The 18588-nt window shown below is 61.5% G+C and carries 18 protein-coding genes; 4 read left to right on the top strand and 14 right to left on the bottom strand.

Annotation, left to right across the window (positions count from 1 at the left end; genetic code table 11):
• Positions 1-34: 34 nt before the first annotated feature.
• The 3 genes from ACIP1U_RS16265 to ACIP1U_RS16255 all read right to left on the bottom strand — a co-directional run bounded on the left by ACIP1U_RS16265 (position 35) and on the right by ACIP1U_RS16255 (position 3229).
• On the bottom strand, positions 35-706 hold the full coding sequence (locus ACIP1U_RS16265) for a TniB family NTP-binding protein (RefSeq protein WP_400316627.1): 672 nt from the start codon (positions 704-706) through the stop codon (positions 35-37).
• Positions 696-2807 carry a Mu transposase C-terminal domain-containing protein gene (locus tag ACIP1U_RS16260; RefSeq protein WP_400316625.1) on the bottom strand — a complete coding sequence of 704 codons (2112 nt, stop codon included), beginning with the start codon at positions 2805-2807 and terminating at the stop codon, positions 696-698. Before ACIP1U_RS16260 ends, ACIP1U_RS16265 begins: the two co-directional genes overlap by 11 nt.
• 71 nt (positions 2808-2878) lie before the next feature.
• Positions 2879-3229: a hypothetical protein gene (locus tag ACIP1U_RS16255; RefSeq protein ID WP_400316623.1), complete on the bottom strand. Its 351-nt coding sequence runs from the start codon at positions 3227-3229 to the stop codon at positions 2879-2881.
• An 877-nt stretch (positions 3230-4106) separates the two neighbouring features.
• Between ACIP1U_RS16255 and ACIP1U_RS16250 the strand changes: the two genes are divergently transcribed.
• The 3 genes from ACIP1U_RS16250 (at position 4107) to ACIP1U_RS16240 (ending at position 5875) form a co-directional block, all read left to right on the top strand.
• Positions 4107-5024 carry a tyrosine-type recombinase/integrase gene (locus tag ACIP1U_RS16250; RefSeq protein WP_400316621.1) on the top strand — a complete coding sequence of 306 codons (918 nt, stop codon included), beginning with the start codon at positions 4107-4109 and terminating at the stop codon, positions 5022-5024.
• Between the two features lie 55 nt (positions 5025-5079).
• Positions 5080-5334: a hypothetical protein gene (locus tag ACIP1U_RS16245; RefSeq protein WP_400316619.1), complete on the top strand. Its 255-nt coding sequence runs from the start codon at positions 5080-5082 to the stop codon at positions 5332-5334.
• A 109-nt stretch (positions 5335-5443) separates the two neighbouring features.
• Entirely contained in the window at positions 5444-5875 is a 432-nt protein-coding gene (locus ACIP1U_RS16240; RefSeq protein ID WP_400316617.1) for an HU family DNA-binding protein, read from the top strand.
• 67 nt (positions 5876-5942) lie between these two features.
• Here the strand turns inward: ACIP1U_RS16240 and ACIP1U_RS16235 are convergent, their stop codons facing one another.
• From ACIP1U_RS16235 to ACIP1U_RS16205, 7 genes are all read right to left on the bottom strand, one after another.
• Entirely contained in the window at positions 5943-7709 is a 1767-nt protein-coding gene (locus ACIP1U_RS16235; protein ID WP_400316615.1) for a phosphoadenosine phosphosulfate sulfotransferase, read from the bottom strand.
• Between the two features lie 68 nt (positions 7710-7777).
• On the bottom strand, positions 7778-7978 hold the full coding sequence (locus ACIP1U_RS16230; protein ID WP_400316613.1) for a cell division protein ZapA: 201 nt from the start codon (positions 7976-7978) through the stop codon (positions 7778-7780).
• Positions 7979-7993: 15 nt separating this feature from the next.
• Positions 7994-8269, bottom strand: coding sequence for a hypothetical protein (locus ACIP1U_RS16225; protein WP_400316611.1), 276 nt, complete (start codon positions 8267-8269; stop codon positions 7994-7996).
• Positions 8270-8273: 4 nt separating this feature from the next.
• Complete coding sequence (locus ACIP1U_RS16220; RefSeq protein ID WP_400316609.1) at positions 8274-8504, bottom strand: hypothetical protein; 231 nt, start codon at positions 8502-8504, stop codon at positions 8274-8276.
• 174 nt (positions 8505-8678) lie between these two features.
• A complete protein-coding gene (locus ACIP1U_RS16215; protein WP_400316607.1) occupies positions 8679-9197 on the bottom strand; it encodes a hypothetical protein in 519 nt (172 codons plus the stop codon).
• A 76-nt stretch (positions 9198-9273) separates the two neighbouring features.
• Positions 9274-11595, bottom strand: a complete 2322-nt coding sequence (locus ACIP1U_RS16210; RefSeq protein ID WP_400316605.1) for an AAA family ATPase — start codon at positions 11593-11595, stop codon at positions 9274-9276.
• Positions 11583-12113: a hypothetical protein gene (locus tag ACIP1U_RS16205; protein WP_400316603.1), complete on the bottom strand. Its 531-nt coding sequence runs from the start codon at positions 12111-12113 to the stop codon at positions 11583-11585. The genes ACIP1U_RS16210 and ACIP1U_RS16205 overlap by 13 nt, the downstream gene beginning before the upstream one ends.
• A gap of 768 nt (positions 12114-12881) precedes the next feature.
• Between ACIP1U_RS16205 and ltrA the strand changes: the two genes are divergently transcribed.
• Positions 12882-14603, top strand: coding sequence for a group II intron reverse transcriptase/maturase (gene ltrA / locus ACIP1U_RS16200; protein ID WP_400316647.1), 1722 nt, complete (start codon positions 12882-12884; stop codon positions 14601-14603).
• 102 nt (positions 14604-14705) lie between these two features.
• Here the strand turns inward: ltrA and ACIP1U_RS16195 are convergent, their stop codons facing one another.
• From ACIP1U_RS16195 to ACIP1U_RS16180, 4 genes are all read right to left on the bottom strand, one after another.
• Entirely contained in the window at positions 14706-16133 is a 1428-nt protein-coding gene (locus ACIP1U_RS16195) for an exonuclease SbcCD subunit D (RefSeq protein ID WP_400316601.1), read from the bottom strand.
• Between the two features lie 103 nt (positions 16134-16236).
• Complete coding sequence (locus ACIP1U_RS16190) at positions 16237-16551, bottom strand: hypothetical protein (protein ID WP_400316648.1); 315 nt, start codon at positions 16549-16551, stop codon at positions 16237-16239.
• 103 nt (positions 16552-16654) lie between these two features.
• Positions 16655-17953 carry a hypothetical protein gene (locus ACIP1U_RS16185; protein WP_400316599.1) on the bottom strand — a complete coding sequence of 433 codons (1299 nt, stop codon included), beginning with the start codon at positions 17951-17953 and terminating at the stop codon, positions 16655-16657.
• Positions 17902-18213: a hypothetical protein gene (locus ACIP1U_RS16180; protein ID WP_400316598.1), complete on the bottom strand. Its 312-nt coding sequence runs from the start codon at positions 18211-18213 to the stop codon at positions 17902-17904. The genes ACIP1U_RS16185 and ACIP1U_RS16180 overlap by 52 nt, the downstream gene beginning before the upstream one ends.
• Positions 18214-18588 lie beyond the last annotated feature (375 nt).

Raw genomic sequence — 18588 nt, 5'->3', positions numbered from 1 at the left:
TCCGAACCTTCAGGGCGACGGAAATCGCGCTATATCATGCACTTGGCAATCTTCCTGAGCCTTCGTCAACCCACACATTTTCCTGACGAACCAAATCATTGAACTGCGCGCAATCATCCATGGCGAATGCACCGATGTGCTGTACCGATGAGAACCGGCCACGCAGTTGCTGGTTCTTATCGAGGATCGCACGCGAGCTCGGGAGTCCCATCAGCACCACCGAAACACCGGCTCGATTCATGAGGCTCTTCACCGAATTCGCATATCGGAGCAGTTTGGGATATTGCGACGATTCCGTGAAGTGATGAAACTCGTCAATGATCACCATTTGAATCCGGCAGTACTCCGCAATTATGGCAAAGCGGGTGATCAGTTCCTGCTCGCTGAGTGTCCGGCTCGTCGTCACGTCGAGTTGCAACATTAGGGCGCGTGCGATGGATTTTTCTGTCGGAATGGTCGGGATCTCGATGTAGAGTACTGGGACGCTTGGTGTGCCATCGACAATGGTCTTGGGGTGCGCCTCTAGGATCAACTTCGCCAGCGTAGTCTTTCCCACTCTTGTATCCTCCACGATCAGTAGGCCAGATGGATCGGGCGAACGAAGCATGCGTTCCATTCTCTCCCTCTGATCATGGAATGCGGGATAGTCGATGATGTACCGCGATACTTCGCGCGTGGCCTCCTGGCCTTCCAAATCATTCTTCATGATTCGCTCCATCCGAGCCATGAGCATTTGGCAACGGACACAACGCACCAAGACGCGCCGTGCCGCCTAGGGCGAAACCTGGCAACTCCTTGCGCGCGCGTATGCGAAAGCAACCGAGTGTCGGCGCGGTGCTTGCCTGCCCCATGGACGACGCCGCAGCACGCATCACCGGCATGGCGCGACGATCGATATCCTTGGCAATCGCCGCGGCCTTGCGCCGTCGCCTGGTCTTGTCCACTTGCGCCCTTTCGACTTTCCGACGCACCGCCTCGCGGTTGGTTGCCAGTTGGAAGGCGTCTGTCGCGCGACGATTGCCTGCACGTTGACGTTTGCGCAGAAGTTCGTGCTCGCGTAGCGTGAGTCCACGCGCGTAGGTCGAATCCACGTTTGGTACGAGGAGTTCGAACCGAGTCTGCGGATGGGTGACCCAGATCTGGCCGATGTCTAATGGATCGAAGCGAACCGTGACCTCGCAGTGCAGGCCAAATTGAGCCCGCACCCTCTCGAGTTCGGCAGAGGCATATCGTTGATTGCCGAACAGCTTGATGCCACTCTTTCCGATGTGCCGCCGCTCCCGTGGGCGGCATGCGCGTGCGATCGCCTCGTCGCTGTGTAGCGAATCGAGTCGGCATCCTGCAGCGAGTTTGCGCCAGGCATTTTCTGGTGTCGCTCCGTTCAAGCCATCGTGCGGCGTCAATGCATAGACCGTATCGACCCAGGCCTGGACAACCGCGCGAAGGTCTGAAATGGTCAGAGTTGCGTTACCACTCGCGTCGTAACCGCGACGCTCCTTCGGATTACCGTAGGTTGTACCCGGCAATGAACTAATGAAGCTTCGATTGATGGTCCCGATGAATCGCTCGACATGTCCCTTCCTGTCGGGACTATAAGCCGGGCAAAACATCGCCACGATGTCCAGATCGGAACACGCCGACTGCACCGCGGCGGAGTCGAACTCCTTGGCACGATCGAACAGCAGCATTTCGACCTGGCCGTGGGCCATACGTCGCGGAAGTTCTTTTGGCTGATCGGCCTGCCTGTCGCCGATGCCTTCATAGTCAGCGATCGGCTTCTGGGTTCCTCTTGGCCGTCCTGTCATGGCTTGCCACAATAGGGCGAGAACGGTCTGTTCGTTGGGGGATGCCAGCGAAACGTCCCACGCCACGACCATGCGCGTGGCGACACACACCATGACAGAAAGGTATGGCCTGCCTACCGACTCTCCGGTTACTTCATCGACAAGCATCACATCGAGTTGACAGTGGTCGGACTGGACGCATTGAAGTGGCCGCCGCACATCTTCACTGCGATTCGCCTTGGACAGGCTGAGCATACGGTGCGCCTCGGCCGTTCCGACTGTCGCACACAACCGCTCAATGGCAGGCCGATTCCGTAGAAACCTGTACAGGGTCGCCCGGCTGATCGGCCGTTCGGGCGCACCAAGTGCCCAGGCATTCTCCGTTGCGACCTGCTGGTTGGCCTCACCCAGAATTTCAATGATGGGACGCCTCGGTCGCTGCAGACACTGCTTCACCGCCACGGTGATTTTCTCGACGTGTCCCGCGCTCAGGCGGGATTTCCCTTTTCCACCCCGCAGGTCCGTATGAGACACCAGCCCCGCGAAACCATCGCGCAACAGGGCGTGCCACCAGCGCACCACCGTGGAATCGGACGGCGGCCGTGCGTCGCCGAATTTCTGTGCGACAAGGCCAATGATGGCACGCAGACTGTCGCCTCGGCGGAACGCCCCAGTGCCATGCCTGGCGACTTCACGAAGATAGCGGCGCCGTCGCGCGGTCTCCTTGCGCACAGTATCAGGCGCGTCGCGGAGCTGGCCAGTTGCTCCTGGCACAATGGCGGCCGGCGGCATGCCGATCTCATCTGTACCAAACTCGACGAGCTTGCCATCCTGCAGGTCCCGGCAAATGAGCGTCCTGGCGTCAAGCGCCGCGCAAACCTGATAGGTCCTCCCTCCATGCCGGAAGATGCCGGGACTGCTCCCCACGCAAGCCGATGTTGCCTTCACCGTTTCGAGAAGCTCAGGGGCATGGGCAACGGGCTTCTCTGTTTTCAACGTCGCAACCCCGTCGTTTCGCTTCATAGCTATCCCCCTAAATGAACCGCTGACCTCGCTCTTGGCAGTTGGCAATTCTCGCGCCATACAGGCGGCATTCAACACGCGCCCGTCCATTCCTCGAAGAGATGCATGACTAGCCGTCGTTCGGCATCGCTGAGCAATCCCCGCTTGAGTTGCGCAGGACTCAGCGCCAACAGCGCGGCGACAGTTGCCTTGGTCGGCGAAAATCGGCACACGCGAAAATTGACGGGCTTCGCCTGGTAGCAGGCGATCAGATCGGGAGCCAAATCAGCGGTCCGCGCCATTGACCACGCGCACGCGAACACGAGATACAAATTCCCGCTGCGGGAGAAGACAAAGTCCGGGCGGTACTCAACCGATCCTCCGGCCGCGGTCCGGGTCAGGCCCCCCGGTTGCTCGCGAAACTGCTGGATGAGCTGCAACACCGCGCAGGCCTCCAGGAAGCCCGTGATCGGAAGTAGCTCCTTCGCTTGCAGCAGTATCGAGCGCCCCTGCGTCGGAGAAGGCCACCTCGCGTAGTAACTCACGGCTCGGCGACCGATCCGGGGTGTCGCGGGACTCCATCGGAATATCCCGAGCGGATCTGTGGGCAGAGCGGTAGCAGGCATATCGGCCTCCACGAGGGATAATTTCAATCACCTCGCGAATTGCAGGACGACAAACTCCTTGACCCGGCATGCCCGCTGTTCAATACTGAGGACGTACCACCCCAATGATCAAACTTCGGTCATGCGTAGGCCTCATGGTCCTGCGCAGAACTCTAAGCCGCGTGACGCAGCGCCAACTGCGTCACGCGGCTTTTCGTTTCCGCCCGTCAGCGCGGAAACGTCCGAGTCAAGCATAGTAATAGAAGCGAGACCTTCCAAACTCAGAGTGCATGCCTGGCCCTGTCAGACTGGGCTAGCACTATGTTTTTCTTCAGTCTCTGAATTCCATTGGGTCGGTGTAGCAGGCCGTAGGTGGTTTCCCCCCGAATTCCAGTCCTGCACGGTCAGCGATGACACTGCACGCCGACGCTCGCCCACAGCCCCCTGGGCGCCCCTATGGTCTTCAGGGCGCCGGCCTCAAGAGTCCGCCTCACCGACATAGTAGATGCAGACTCCAGCGCGACGCCCTCCCCTTTCTGCCATAGCATGCCGCAGACATCATCCGCGCCTTTTACCCATTAACTTTGAGAATCCAACCCATTAACTGTGAGACAAAACTCAACAACTTTGAGACGTGACATTATTTGCAAGCGATATCCGCCGCGAAGCGGTGGCAGGGGTGTGAGATGGGGCAAATTCAGTATATAACAGGGGCATGACGCAAATGGACTCCCCCTGGCTCAGCAACCCAGCCCAGGCGTACCAGGACTGGCAGGCTCGCGAAGCGGCCGGCGCTGATCGCCGCCCCTTCTCGGCGCGCTCGATCATCCAGCATCAGGCGATGTTCGAGCATTTTCGTCGGCACCTGCTGGCACGAGGCACGACCATTGCCTCATTTGGCACGGCCGACGTCGACGCGTTCTGGCAAACCCCTAATGGCCGCACATACTCTCAGGCGACCCGCATGCGGTATGTGAAGCTGCTGGATCGGCTGTGCCGACATCTGGTCTTCGCCGGCGTTCGGCAGGACAACCCTGCCGCTGCCCTGCTCTCAACCGAACGCTGGCCAGACCATGAGCCAACGCCTCAGTTCCTGATCGAAACTGTGGACGCGCGGCTGCAGGCGTATCTCAAAACGCCGCCTGACGATCTGGCCAGTTTGCGCAGCCACGCAATCGTCGCGGCATTCCTCGGTACAGGCATTACCGCGGCGGAAGCGCGCGCAGCCCATTGTTCGGATCTGTGGCCGGACGCGACCCCACCGTACCTTGTCGTGCGAGCACATGGGCCACGAGACGTCCGCACGATGCACCTGGCTAGCTTCGCGGTACCGGCCCTACGGGCCTGGAGTACCCGGCGCGCGGCCCTCCCCATCGAGGGCGAATTGCTTTTCACGCTCAACCCAGATGGTCGACCGATCACCGACATGAGCTTCGGCCGTATCGTGTCGGAGATTCTCAACGCGGTCGGCGCCACCGACGTCGAAATGAGTCCGCGCACGCTGCGTAATACCTTCTGCCGCCGCCAGCTGCTCGCCGGCCGCCCGCGCGACGAAGTCAGCCAGATGCTCGGGCTGTCCAGCAACCGGACCTGCGACCGTGTCTTTGCTACCATCCACCCACCCGCGACCTAACGGATCCGCTAGCGCTATGGAGAATCTAGAAATGCCTGCTCTGTACGAGAGTCAAATGCCGCTCGAAGCCGTCAAAGCCATCTACCGCCGCGCGATTGATCCGAAAGCGAGCGACGGCGAAGGCGAGGCCTGGTGGGCCGCTGTCGCGGCAGAAGTCGTGGCCGTTGCCGGCGCGGAGAATACCGCCGAGGCCGCGGCCATCATTGCGTGGTGGCATCACGACTGGAGCCAGATCGGCGATACGCCGAACGCGGCCGCCGCGCGTATACGCCGCGCAGCGCGCGCCGTTTCGCCCCGGGTCAGCCAGTGAACTGCGGGGAATTTCCTGCTTGCAAGGATGCAGTTTTTTGCTATTCTTCGCCGGTGCGCTGCGTGGCCAGTATCGGCCTGCAGGCGCGCAATTCCAACCCGATACGACCATGGCCACGAAAGCTAAACCCGTAGCAAAGACCGCAACGAAGACCGCTGCAAAGAAGGCTGCCCCCGCCAAGAAGGCTGCTCCGGCCAAAAACGGTGCAGCGGCCGCGCCGGTCGCAAAGCCGATCAAGGACACCTTCAACAAGTCCAGCCTGCTGGCACACTTGGTAGCCCAGACTGAGCTGGACAAGAAGACCGTTCAGACCGTGCTGGCTCACCTGGAGAATACCGTGCTGAGCGCGGTCCACAAGAAGGGCGCTGGCGAATTCACTCTGCCGGGCCTATTCAAGGTGTCGGCCATTCAGGTGCCGGCCACCAAGAAGCGGTTTGGAAAGAACCCGTTCACCGGCCAGGACCAATGGTTCGCGGCCAAGCCGGCCAGCGTGAAGGTGAAGGTTCGCCCCCTCAAGAAACTGAAAGACGCAGCGATGTAATCGCAGCCGCGCGAAAAAAAAATGCCCCGGAATCTCGCGATTCCCGGGGTTTTTGCATAGTGGATCGTCAAAACAACGAATGCTGCGGCGTCGCAGCCTGCCGCCAGGCGGCCTGCCCATGCTGCGGCAGATTGTCGAACCCCAGCGCCCGCGTGCGCAAGGCTTCGATGTCGTACTCCAGCGTCAGCCCGAGTCGATCCTTGTAGGCAGTCCGGCGCGCAATCTCGTCGTGCTCGGCCCGCTGCGCATGGGATAGCGTCAGGCAGCCATACTGCGCATACCAGCGGTACCCCGCTGTCACCTGCCCGGGAGCGACGCCGGCGTCATGGGTCTCCAGAAGCCGATCCAACTCAAACTCGGAAATCAGAAACGCCGATTCCGGGTCGACCGAGAACTGCTGTGCTGTGGGCAATGCCCAGAGTGTGCGGCCGTCACCGGTGACTTGCAATGTGGGCCCGCATGCCGAATCCGCGGTGAAGCTTTCCAGATACGGGTCCCGCAGGCCGGTCCACTCCGAGGCGGCGGCGGTGTCGTCCCATTCCTCGCCCACATACAGGAAGCGCGCCTCTGGCACCGCTGTCTGGCTGACCAGTGGCAAGTTCGGAATATCGTACCGGATGCCCCGCATGCGGATGTTCCGCCAGTCCGCCCACGCCGCGAAAGGCCTGGCCAGGCCATTGAGGGACTGGAGCGCGTCCACGGCAATCAGTAGATCCAGCGGCAAGAGCTCGAACTTTGGCCGCTCGCCCGCTCGTGCCGCGCGGCATTGCTCGTCGTAGTCGAGTTGCAACATGTACCGTACCAGCGCGCGAACCATGGCCGGGTGGTAGGTGTCCGGCTGGATCTTGATGAAGCCGCGCCGAATCGTGCGCCCTACCCAATGCCGGCGGTGCCAGTCAAAGCGGGTGTGCCGGATAAATCGGTTTAACCGCTGCAGGCCGGCCGCATAAGCATAACGACCGTCGTACTCGACCATGTTGGCCAGGCTCTTGTCCTCCGCCATCTGGCAGACATGGCAGCCAAGCCGTGCGCCGCATTTGCCCTGTCGGCGCGAGCCGCTGCCGGCCAGGATCGCATCGGCCACCACCGCGCAGGAAGTGCCCACGGCGTGTGCGTAGATACGGCGCATGTCCTCGAAATCGGAATAGCCGGGACGTGCACCGCTGCCGTAGAGCGCAATACCCTCCCAGATATCGTCATCCTGCCAGTGGCAGACCGGGCTCAGCACCAGGTCACCATCCTGATTCCGCGCCGGCGCGTCCGCGGACTCGCGGCGCTGGTGCATGGCGATGTTGCGTCGCGCGCTCTCCCCGTAGCGGGTGCCAAGCAAGGTCACCGGCTCCGCACGCCCCTGTTCTGCCAGCTGCCGGAAAAGGGTGCGCCGGAATGCGCGCTGCGGGAGTATTTTGAGGTCGGTGGAGCAGTCGCCATGCGTGCCGGGGAAGCTGGGAAGCGCCCGACCAGACAGCACCTTTACCTGGAATGTCGCCGCCATTGCTGGTTGGACGATGCGCGTGATCACTTTGAGGCCGTGCCGCTTGCCGAAGACACGCATGCGGCCTAGCTCGCAGCGGTAGTGCTCCGTCACCTCCGGCGACTCCACCAGCGTATCGCTCGTTGTGACGACCACCAGCGGATGGCCCCCAGCCGCGCGGTGAAGCGTGGCGGCGTGCAGCGCGAGCGCTGCCACCATACTGCTGTCCTTGCCACCGCTGTACGCCACCACAAGCGGATGGCCCGCTTCGAGCAGTCGGAGGATGGCCGCGATGGCCCTATCCGCCCGGTCCTCGACAGGGTCGAGGGCTCCGACGGGAAAAAGAGAGATGGATTGCATGGGTGCCCCTTATTGCTGGGGCACAACCCCATGGGGGGCGCGCCCCCCTGGGTTGATTGAAAGGTTTGTTAAAGGTCTACGAGATAGGCGATGCAGCTGCAATCGTCTTGCGACCCAGCAATCCGCTGCCCTTCGCGGCAGGCAGCAAAGTCCGGGACGTTGGTCTCGATCTCGCTCGCCAGTTGTCGAAGCCGACGCGCCGCTTCGGCAGGGCCACCAGTGCCAGCGAACTCCGGGTCACGAAGCAGGATATTGATAACAAGGTTCATGGCGGCGCTCCTGTTTCACGCAACAGCGACTTGCGGATGCAGTCTTCGAAGCGCCTTCGGGTTGGTGTCGACGTATGTCCGCATGCCGTCCAGCTCGACAAACAGGTGGTGGGGGAGGCAAGCGGCATCCGGCGATATCTCGACCTCTTTGGCCGATTCGAAGGCCGCCAGGATCCTCGTACGGTCAACGTCGGCCCCCATCCAAGCAAACACCCGGATGAACGTATGGACCTTCTTGCCGCGCGGCAGCAGCTTTGCGGCGTGCTCCGCCGAAATCACCATCTTGCTCATTTACTCACTCCCAGCCAGGACGAACGAGTTTCATGAGCTTTCGCGTGTTGCGCAGCGTCCGCACGCGAAACACCATATACAGCGCTGCTACAGCTGCAATAGCGCCGAAACAACACTGCAACTGCCATTGGAAAAGATCGGCGTTGGAAGTCGTGAGGCGAAAATACAGGGCCAACGACAGCATCGCCACCACAGCGAGGACAGCCGTGCGAGAGACGCGAGAGTGGATAAACATGGACAAGCTCCTGAAATGGACGGAGCCTGCCCATAGGGGAGGCCCCTATGGGTGAAAGAAATTTGCTGACTGGTGTCAGCGAGGTCGATGCGTCGATGACGCGGGTAGTAGGCCGATTTTAGCGAGAACCACACGCGGCGACAATCCGTCAACGCGAGGCGCGCCTACGCCGACTCATTCGTCGTCCGGGGGCGCGAGCATCGCGATCTCACAGAGGATATAGCGGGAGAGCATCGCGTCGAAATCCTCTTTCTGCTTGCCTGAGAAAAAGCCTCCGGCCACGTCGCCGTGGTCAATCTTCAGGCGCTCCTGCACCGCCAGACAGGCCGCATGCAGGGCATCTTCCACCAGCCCGGAAATGAGCATGCTTGCCTTTTCCATCCCGCCCGCCAGCCATGAGTCCAGCGCCTGCTGAACCTGGTTTGCCGCCTCGCAGAACGTTTCAGCATCGCTCTCGGTGACGCGGGGAAAGAGGCGCGGTAGGTCGCCATCGTCCTCACACAGTCCTCCGAACTCGTTGGCGTCGACGTAGTCGTGAAGCGCGCTGAAGGTATTTACTGTCGGCGGTATGCGGCCCGAAGCGATCTCCTGTTGGATTTGAGCCTTCCCCAACTCGATCGCGTTGGCAACGAAAACCTCCTGCTCGGCGGTCAGCTTCGTTGCCGTTGCAGTCATGGTGTCGAAATTTGTCATCTCGGAAGTCGTAGAAAAAAGGCCCGCACCCCTTTCGGGAATGCGGGCTTGATTAGAATGGGACGGAGTCGCGGCGCTACTGAGCCGCGAGCGCCACCACGTCGATGACGGCATCGGCTTCATCAACGAGATCGGGCGTCTGGCTGATGAAGTATTCCCGCTCGTAGCCGCCAAGCCGGAGCACCTCGCGCTTCATCTGCATGAAGGCACGCTTGCGTTCCGGATCGAGCGGGCCGTCGGCTTCGTCGGTGAACAGGGTCTGGAACGGCTGCTGCGTGTCTTGCGCCCGATACAGGGCGATGCCACGCGTCAGGCATTCGTTGATCCACACCTTCTGGCCGCCACTCAACACGGAGAAATCCTTCGTCGTGCCGTTGTCCGCGTCAAGCACGCTGATGGCGAAGCCCTCCCGGGCGTCACCATTGGCCAACTTCGTCTGCGTCTGGATGGCGACCGTGAAGCGCCGTCCGTAGCACGCCAGCAGCAGGTCATTGACCATGGCGGTGATGGCAGGGCCCGCGTCGTCGATCGACAGGGCAATGACGCCATCGTTCCCGAGCCCTTTGGCGAGCAACTTCCATTGGGCGATCTCGTCAGACAAACGCTGGACGTGGGATTCCAGCCCGCTCAACCCCATGAGCTCCCGCTCGAGCAGACTGCGCTCGGTGGACAGGGCGCTATGTCGGCGGATCAGAGATTCGATCCGGCCGTCCAATGCACTGACCGCCTCGCGGCCGGCTGCAAGCCGACGGTCGAGATCGGCAACGAGGCCGGTCACGTCCGTCACTGCCAGGCTGTCGCGCTCGCGCTGCAGGCTCGCCAGTTGGGTGTCCACGTCACGGGTATCACGTTCGAGCCGTGCTTTCCGTTCGGCTTCCTCCGCGTCCAGGGTCCCGAGATCGCGTTGCGTCAAGTCCAATGCGGCCGCCGCAGCATCGAGCAGAGGCTTCTTCGCTGCAAACCCCGTGAGGCGCTGCAGCTCTGAATTGCCCTGCTCGACTACCTGCCGCAGCGCTGCAACGGTGCGGCGCACCTCATTGAGCCGCGCCAGCGCTTGGGCCAACTGCTGCAAGGCTTCCTGCTTTGCCTTGTAGCTGGTACGCAGTTTCGCCACTTCGATGACCTGTGGCTCGAGCTTGCCCTTGGCTTCGCGCGCCTGGGCCAGCAACGGACAACGCGCGTGCATGTCATGGCCAGCGCACGGCACCTGGTCCATCACCTCCGTCTGGGCCTTGAGCGTCTTGACCAACTGCGCCGCCACCGATCCTCGGGATTCCATCCCCCGTAGTTCGCTGGCGACCGCCGCGTGCTGGCCGGCAACGGGCTCCAGATCGGCAAGCTCCTTCTGCAGGCGATCGAGTTCGCCGCGATGGCGGCCCAAAGCCAGCTGCACTTCGTCACGCTGACGGGCCGCCGCTTTGATGGCTTCAGCCTGGGCAAGCGTGGACCGGTGCTCCGCGGCAAGGCGCTGCAGATCCTGGCGCCGCGCCGAAGCCTTCGACGCCGCAGCACGGTCGTCGCCGGCCAGCTGCTGCCTGCGGCCCGTCAATTCACGATGGCGCTGGTCCAGCTCGCGCAAACGTGCTTCGGTTCCGGCAGAGGCGGCCTGCTTGGCCGCCAGCGTCGCACGCTCCTGCTCCAGCTTGCTGCCGCTGGTGAGCAGGTCTGCGCGGCGGGCGCGCTCGGCGCCGAGACCTTCGTCAATCTGCCCAATCTCCTGGGCGATCGCGTTCACGGTGTCGCGCTTGCCGGACAGCACAAGCACGTCCCGCTGCACCGTCTCCAAAGCGCGGTCCAAGGCCTTGGCGACGTCCCCGGCCTTGGCCGACAACTCGCGCAGGTGGTCGATCCCGAGCAGCTCGGCGAGCAGCTTCTTGATCTCGGCAGGCTGATAGGTGGCCAGCGGCCGGCGGTTCTGGGCAGAAAAGACGCTCGTGAAGAACGCCTCGGCCGAACCCAGTACCGCCTCGAGGCAGCGACCATAGGTTTCCGCCTTGCCATCGGACAACGTTCCATCGGCCAGTTGCACCGGTTTCCAGTCACCACCCACCTTCTCGAACAAATAGTACTCCGCCTTGCGGCTCTTGCCCGGGTTGCGAAACGCGCATGCCGACCGGTAGATCTTGCCGCCATGCTCCCATTCCAGATCCTTCTCTGCACGCGGTGCGCAGAGGTGGTCCCAGTACGAGAACGCGTCGGCCGACATCTTGGCTGCGTGGCTGGGCATGATCGGATACGGATGCAGGTTGTCCATGATCGTCGTCTTGCCGGCACCGTTCGGTCCGACAATGGCGATCAGCCCAGCGGGCAAGGACGAGAGGTCGACGGTGACGCTGTCGCGCTGCATGCCGTCACGGATCCCGTGGAATCCAGCGAGCGTCAGCTTCAGTGGGCGCATTCGGACACCTTCATGCCGGTAAAGGAGTGGAGGTAGTCCGACGGCACTTCCATCACGCCATCGTCGAGCAACGGCATTTCTGCCAGCATGGCATTCTCTGCAGTTGGTGCGTCATGCGCGGGCTTGCCCGCGATCGCGCGCTCGACCGAGCGGCGTGCGGCCGCGAACTGCGCTGCGGCCATCGTCATGAGAGCATTCCAGTCCCCCTCGCCGGTCAGGGCGCGGAGTTCCAGCTCGCTCCACTGGGAAGCCAGGCCATGCGAGAACGACCAGATGAGGTCCTGCAGTTCCTTGGACGGCGCCACGGCATAGAAGATGTTGCCACCAGGAACGCCCAGCGCCATCACCAGCATGTGGTCATGCTTGGCAATGACCGCGCCGCGGCCTGCGCCAAACGGCTCGTACAGCGTGCATGGGGTGAACCCATGATGTTCGGACAGGCGCTTGGCCATCTCCGAACGATTGATAGACGTCTCGTCGACGAACAGCCACTGCGGGCCGGCGTGGTACAAGATCATGGTGCACTCCTCGGGATAGGACGGAGTGCGCCCCGGACGGGAAGCACCCGTCAGGGTCAATGGAAAGACATGGATACTGCTGAGTCGATGCGTCCAGGACGCGGGTGAAACCGGGTTTCGACTGCCTCGAAGGCAGTCGGAACATGGCTTGCATGGTGCGACATGAAGTCGCGTACTTAATTGTTTTGACTAGGAATAGTGATGAAACCCGCCGTTCCGTCGGCGGTAGCCTACCGGTGCATGCATAGCTGGCAACGGCTATGTGTGAAGCCACCGGGACAATGTAGTCTGACCATCTGGTCGGCGACGTTTCGCGAGAAAAGTCGCTTCCTGCTAGCGTCAAAGCGGGAAGAAGCTAGGCTGGACGGTATGACCAACGAAAGTGAACTGCTGTTTAAACATCGTTACATGTGACAAGCCAAAGGCGCTGACAGGCTTGAACCAAAAGGTATGTGGTCGGATGTTTCTGTCAGCAATAGGAACACACGGACAACAAGACCACCGGTGGAGAGGCAGGGTCTAACCCGTTCTCGTTGAGTACGCGGAACATGGTAAGCCCGTATCTGTGCCTTTATGGCAGGCAAACCGCAAGGAACGCTGTTGCAGGTGCGGGTAAGGGAGCGCCGAGAAAGCGAATGCGACCCTGTAATCGGGTTGATAAGTGTTGAGCGGATACGCAATATCACACTACGCGAAAGTGGGCTGACTTCGGCGTGGTCTTTCTTGACAAGACAGATTGACAAACCTTTGTAGGAAGGAAAGCAGATGATGGCAAGGGCAGTATGCGCTGGTGCACCTTCCGGCAGACCCGATCACTGGCACGATATCAAATGGGCCAGTTGCCTCGGGAACGTGAGACGGCTGCAATCACGCATTGTCAAGGCAACGAAGGAAGGACGCTGGGGTAAGGTGAAAGCCTTGCAATGGCTACTGACCCACTCGTTTAGCGGCAAAGCAGTCGCCGTCCGACGGGTGACTGAAAATCACGGCAAGAAGACGCCCGGGGTAGACGGCATCATATGGTCAACCCCCGACGATAAACGCCGCGCGATAGATACACTGAACCGTCGCGGCTATGCCCCGCAACCGTTGCGCAGAATATATATACCAAAACGTAGCGGCTCCCAGAAATTGCGTCCACTCGGTATTCCGTGCATGCGTGACAGGGCGATGCAGGCCTTACACCTGATAGCCTTGGAACCAGTGTCGGAGACCGTGGCGGATACAAAGTCCTATGGATTTCGGAGAGACCGGTCCACAGCGGATGCTATCGAGCAATGCTTCAAGGTACTTTCCAAGAAGAATGCCCCGCAGTGGGTCCTGGAGGGCGATATCAAAGCCTGCTTCGACGAAATCTCCCATTCATGGTTGGCCGCCCATGTTCCCACGGACAAAGCGGTTCTCCAAAGATGGTTGGATGCGGGGTACCTTGAGAAGCAGCAATACTTTCTGACAACCGCCGGTACGCCGCAAGGTGGAATCATATCCCCGGCGTTGGCCAACTGGGCACTCGATGGACTCCAATGCAAGTTGGAGGAAACCCTCGGCGATCGTCGCTATGTCGAGGGCCAACGCATCAGCCTCAAGGTCAACTTTGTGCGTTACGCAGACGACTTTGTGATCACCGGGCACTCGAAAGAGTTTCTGGAATCCGAGGTCAAGCCTCTGGTCGAAGCCTTTCTGCGGGAGCGTGGACTAACGCTATCCCAAGAGAAGACCAAGATCACGCACATCTCAGAAGGTTTCGACTTCTTGGGACAGAATATTCGCAAGTACAAGAATGGCAAGCTCTTCATCAAGCCATCGAAAGCGAACGTTCAGCACCTTCTAGAGAAGGTCCGCACAGTCATCAAGGGTAACGCTGCTGCAAAGCAGGTGAATCTGATCCGCCAGCTGAACCCGATCATTACCGGCTGGGCTGACTACCATCGTCATATCGTCGCGAAGGACACCTACGGTAAGGTCGACTCCCACATCTGGGAAGCACTCTGGAAGTGGGGCCGCCGTAGACACTCTAGGAAATGCAAGACATGGATCAAGGCAAAGTACTTCCACAGCATCGACGCCAAGGCCTGGATCTTCGCAGCATACTCTGAAGAGAAGGGCCCTGACGGCAAGCATCGCCTGATTCGTTTGGCCAAGGCATCTGACACGCCAATCCGACGGCACGTCAAAATCCAAGACGCAGCAAATCCCTTTGACCCAGAGTGGGAGGGCTATTTTGAGGATCGACAAGGTCTGAAGATGCTGCACACCCTCAAAGGTCGAGGTAGCCTCATTCGGTTGTGGCTGGATCAAGACAAATCATGCGGATTCTGTCGACAGAGAATCACGACGGACACAGGGTGGGATGTTCACCACATAGTTCGTCGCGTCGATGGCGGGCCTAGCACGTTGAGTAATCTGGTCATGTTGCATCCCAACTGCCATCGTCAAATCCACAGCCGTGGTCTGAAAGTATCGAAGCCGGCTCCATTCCCGAAGCTTTGAAAGGCTTGAGCGGAGTGCGATGAAAGTCGCCCGCTCCGTTCTTAGGGGGCCGCGGTGCAGTGATGCACCGCGGCTACCCGACCTCAAAATGTTGGCGTATTGCTACGCAAAAAGATCGTCGGTTAGCCACTCCATCTGCGACGCCGCTGCCGGGGGCAAGCCACGAGTGTCTCCGCCAGTCATCGGCACATCAGACAACACGAACGCACTGGCCGCGAATGGGACATCCTCCGCCTCGGCCATTCCCCGGGGGCATTCAACGGGCCCCGGCGCCGGCATGCCGCGCAACTGCTCAAGCACGCCGTCGGCAATCGACTGCGCGTCAAGCGATTCCAGCAGCGCCAGCCGCTCCGCGAGGGGACCAGTCGCAACACCGGTCAGTTCACCCCAACGGGCCAGCTTTTCCGGAAGGCTCGCCGCACGGCTGATGCCTTCGGCACGGCTGCGCACGGCAGGCAGGATGCGGGCTTCGATCTTCAGCTCTGCACTCTTGCCGAACAGCGCCATGATGGCGTCGCGGTCGACCAGTTGCCGATGCTCTTCGTTGACAGTCCATCGCACGCGCACGAACTTGTCGGCAGCATCAGCCGCAAGGGCAGCCAATGCGTCCATGTCCGGCGGGCCGTCGAAGTCCGCGCAGATCGTTTCACGCGCGGGCGTCTCCACCAGCAGCGCGGTCGCCCTGCCCGGCACGATGTCCCATTGCAGGTACCCTTTCGCGCCGATCTCGCCGTAGTGGAAGCGTCCGATGGAGCCTGGATAGGCAACCACCCTGCCCTCCCGCTCCCATTGCTGGGCACGGTGGATATGGCCAAGTAGGAAGCCGTCGCACTCTGCCTCGAACAGGGCGCCGATCCCGAACTCATGATCGAAGCCTGCCATGGGCGCACCATGCTCGGTCTGGCAGCCATTGACCGTGCCGTGCGAGACGCCGACCGTGGCGATCCCCCAACTGCGCAAGCGCGCGTTCATCGTGCCAGCGGCCGCCAGGTAAGCAGCCAGATGGTCACCCACCGCAGTTGCCGCATTGGCCACCCCTGCCGCCGCAGCCAGTACCGCCTTGTTGACGGTTGGCACGCAGGTAAAGACGACCTTGGGCTTGCCGTGTTGCGCAAGCAGGACGTCAACCTCAGCCTCGGTGAAGATGGGGCCATCCGACGGATGAAACGCGCCGTCACATAGCGCCACCTGGTGGATGCGATCAGCGACGTAGACGGGGTACTGCGCACCGATGAGCCGGAACACGTCCAGCGTGCCGGGCGGTTCGTGGCTGAATGTCCCTTGCAGCATCAAAACGGGGCAGTAGCCCGAGAGCCGGTGGATGCGCCGTGCGAGCGATCCAAGCGCCGGCGTGTGCGCATCGAGACCGTGGTCCGTCGAGTCGCCGGACACTACGGCGACATGGCAGCCGGAGACAATGGCGTTCTCTACCGCGAAGCCGAAACACCGGTCGGACTCGGCCAGGTTGCCGGGCGAATAATGCAGGTCAGAAAAGTGGGCAAGCCACAAGGATTCGCTCTCGTTGAGCATCGTGCTACCTCCAAACGAAATGTGCCGGCGAAGTGCGGCAGTGAAAAGAAAAGGGAAGCCCGATGGGCTTCCCTGCAAACGCCGGCACGAGGCTGGCAACAAACTACGGAAGGACGTCCGCGGCGATGGTAGCTACCTGTTCGCGGAACGCGAGCGGATTGGCCAGCGCCGTCCGCAGCTCTTTCACGAACTGCCGCACGTCGTGCGGGCGCTTGGACCAGCCACGGCCGAAGGTGGCCGCGGCAAAAGCCTTGAGTTGCAGTGCCCCTTCCTCGCTGTCCAACTCCAGCCGGGCAACGAGATCAATGGCGTTCTCTACCGCGAAGCCGAAACACCGGTCGGACTCGGCCAGGTTGCCGGGCGAATAATGCAGGTCAGAAAAGTGGGCAAGCCACAAGGATTCGCTCTCGTTGAGCATCGTGCTACCTCCAAACGAAATGTGCCGGCGAAGTGCGGCAGTGAAAAGAAAAGGGAAGCCCGATGGGCTTCCCTGCAAACGCCGGCACGAGGCTGGCAACAAACTACGGAAGGACGTCCGCGGCGATGGTAGCTACCTGTTCGCGGAACGCGAGCGGATTGGCCAGCGCCGTCCGCAGCTCTTTCACGAACTGCCGCACGTCGTGCGGGCGCTTGGACCAGCCACGGCCGAAGGTGGCCGCGGCAAAAGCCTTGAGTTGCAGTGCCCCTTCCTCGCTGTCCAACTCCAGCCGGGCAACGAGATCGCGGTACTGGCTCTCGAGATCGTCGTCCTCGGGCGACGGCTCCGTACCGGCGTTGTGCGCAGGCAGCGAAGGTCCATCGCCAACACCTGAATCGTGGACAAGGTCGTCGACATCGTGGGGCCCGGCACGCCGCTCCCCTTCCAGGGCGTCTGCGGCCTGATTGGCCAGCTCCAGAGCGAGCACCGGGCGGTCGGAACCGTCCAGCAGCGCGGCAATGTCGATTTCTGCGTCAAGCGTGATGAGCCATTGCATCTGGCGCACCGGCTTGCCGCCGTCATCGATACGGCTGATCTCGATTTCCTGCTTGGACATCCAGAACTTGACACCCATCAGCCTGCCACGGGCCATCGCAACGGTCTGCATGGCGGCGTGAGCCTTTTGCAGAACGTAAATCGAGGTCGTGGGCATTTCGATCAGACCAAGGCCCGTCGCGCATGGCACGGCAAAATAGAAGCTGGCCGAGAGGTTGCAATGTCCGCTCTGGTACTGCGGGCATTCCTGCGGGTCACAAATGCCATCAGGGACATCCTCGTCCTGACGCAGGATGATGGCGCGGCCGCCCCACATGCGCTTGGCGCGGTCGGCTCGAGCGTCGCGAACAGGTGGCGCGTACATCTTGCAGTAGCGCCTGCCGTCGGGGCCATACTCGGAGAAGTACTGTCGACCGCTGTGCGTCCATGCCACGAGCTGGTTGGGCATGTTGCTCAGCCAGTCGTCGAACGCAAAGACCACGGGAAAGCGCCAGAGGCGATGTCCGTAGCCATCGTTGCGGTCCTCGCCGTAGCGCTGCACGATGTCCTCGGCCAGCGCCGGGTTGGCGAAGTCAGAGGCGCGGCAGGTGAACCAGGGAACGTTCTTCGGGACCATCGGCATCTTGATGCCGGTCGCCCGGGTGATCTCGGCCGCAATACGCTCGAAGCTTTCGCCTCGAGCCAGGCCGGCATCGTGGATCCGCACGGCTTCGGGCTTCTCGCGCGCGGCCTTGGTCAGGATCTTGATGCCGGGCCGGATCTTGCCGATGATCGGCGGCCGCATGGGCCGCTCTTCTAGCAGGCTTCGGCGTCCGCCGGGCTCGCTGTAGGTGATGGGTGCATGCATTTGTCCGTTCTCCTTTTCTGAAGGAACTGAACGACCTGCGCCCGGATGGACACAGCATGCTCCCGAAGGCGCAGGGCTGTGTCGGCCCCGCGCTGGGTCGTTACGCGATTGAGGAAGTCCGCTCGCGCGGCTTCCGAAAGACAGGCGACATGAGCCGCCTCACAAAGTGCGCGCCAGGCGTGCGGCATGTCCTTGTACTGCGGACGGCGCAGGTCCAGCGTTGCCGCGATGGCGGCGGAAATCTCGGCGTCCTGGTGCATGAGCATCTCCTGAAGATCGAGGTCTCTCACCAGAAACAAAAAAAGCCCGCCCCGGTTTGCGCCGGTGAGCGAGCTTTGATTTTCAGACCGGAAATGCCACGCCCCTTCCGGGGGCGTGGCACTCAGGGAGCGGCGCACTGATGCGCGCTGCTCTATGTTGAGGACGTAAAGTCGCCCTCGTGCAGCATGGTCACGCTGCACAACAACCCATTTCGCGAACCCACAGGTTCGGCCGCAGGTTCACGGATCGGCTCGACGTCTGCCGTTCTGCCCGGGAGGGGCCTTTGAGAGAGAGCTCCACATGGTCCCGGGCTCGAACGGTGTCCGTCGCGTGCACTCACGAGGAGGCACAGCGAGAACGCGTATTACGAGCTG

The organism is Cupriavidus sp. NPDC089707 (assembly GCF_044748965.1).
Classification (GTDB): domain Bacteria; phylum Pseudomonadota; class Gammaproteobacteria; order Burkholderiales; family Burkholderiaceae; genus Cupriavidus.
Note: the sequence above shows the minus strand (reverse complement) of the source record. Positions and strands in the feature narration are given on the sequence as shown.

Excerpts from the sequence above, each read along its gene's own strand:
- ACIP1U_RS16265 (WP_400316627.1), bottom strand. The coding sequence starts at position 706 with ATGAAGAATGATTTGGAAGGCCAGGAGGCCACGCGCGAAGTATCGCGG.
- ACIP1U_RS16260 (WP_400316625.1), bottom strand. The coding sequence starts at position 2,807 with ATGAAGCGAAACGACGGGGTTGCGACGTTGAAAACAGAGAAGCCCGTT.
- ACIP1U_RS16250 (WP_400316621.1), top strand. The coding sequence starts at position 4,107 with ATGACGCAAATGGACTCCCCCTGGCTCAGCAACCCAGCCCAGGCGTAC.
- ACIP1U_RS16245 (WP_400316619.1), top strand. The coding sequence starts at position 5,080 with ATGCCGCTCGAAGCCGTCAAAGCCATCTACCGCCGCGCGATTGATCCG.
- ACIP1U_RS16240 (WP_400316617.1), top strand. The coding sequence starts at position 5,444 with ATGGCCACGAAAGCTAAACCCGTAGCAAAGACCGCAACGAAGACCGCT.
- ACIP1U_RS16235 (WP_400316615.1), bottom strand. The coding sequence starts at position 7,709 with ATGCAATCCATCTCTCTTTTTCCCGTCGGAGCCCTCGACCCTGTCGAG.
- ACIP1U_RS16230 (WP_400316613.1), bottom strand. The coding sequence starts at position 7,978 with ATGAACCTTGTTATCAATATCCTGCTTCGTGACCCGGAGTTCGCTGGC.
- ACIP1U_RS16225 (WP_400316611.1), bottom strand. The coding sequence starts at position 8,269 with ATGAGCAAGATGGTGATTTCGGCGGAGCACGCCGCAAAGCTGCTGCCG.
- ACIP1U_RS16220 (WP_400316609.1), bottom strand. The coding sequence starts at position 8,504 with ATGTTTATCCACTCTCGCGTCTCTCGCACGGCTGTCCTCGCTGTGGTG.
- ACIP1U_RS16215 (WP_400316607.1), bottom strand. The coding sequence starts at position 9,197 with ATGACAAATTTCGACACCATGACTGCAACGGCAACGAAGCTGACCGCC.
- ACIP1U_RS16210 (WP_400316605.1), bottom strand. The coding sequence starts at position 11,595 with ATGCGCCCACTGAAGCTGACGCTCGCTGGATTCCACGGGATCCGTGAC.
- ACIP1U_RS16205 (WP_400316603.1), bottom strand. The coding sequence starts at position 12,113 with ATGATCTTGTACCACGCCGGCCCGCAGTGGCTGTTCGTCGACGAGACG.
- ltrA (WP_400316647.1), top strand. The coding sequence starts at position 12,882 with ATGGCAAGGGCAGTATGCGCTGGTGCACCTTCCGGCAGACCCGATCAC.
- ACIP1U_RS16195 (WP_400316601.1), bottom strand. The coding sequence starts at position 16,133 with ATGCTCAACGAGAGCGAATCCTTGTGGCTTGCCCACTTTTCTGACCTG.
- ACIP1U_RS16190 (WP_400316648.1), bottom strand. The coding sequence starts at position 16,551 with ATGCTCAACGAGAGCGAATCCTTGTGGCTTGCCCACTTTTCTGACCTG.
- ACIP1U_RS16185 (WP_400316599.1), bottom strand. The coding sequence starts at position 17,953 with ATGCATGCACCCATCACCTACAGCGAGCCCGGCGGACGCCGAAGCCTG.
- ACIP1U_RS16180 (WP_400316598.1), bottom strand. The coding sequence starts at position 18,213 with ATGCACCAGGACGCCGAGATTTCCGCCGCCATCGCGGCAACGCTGGAC.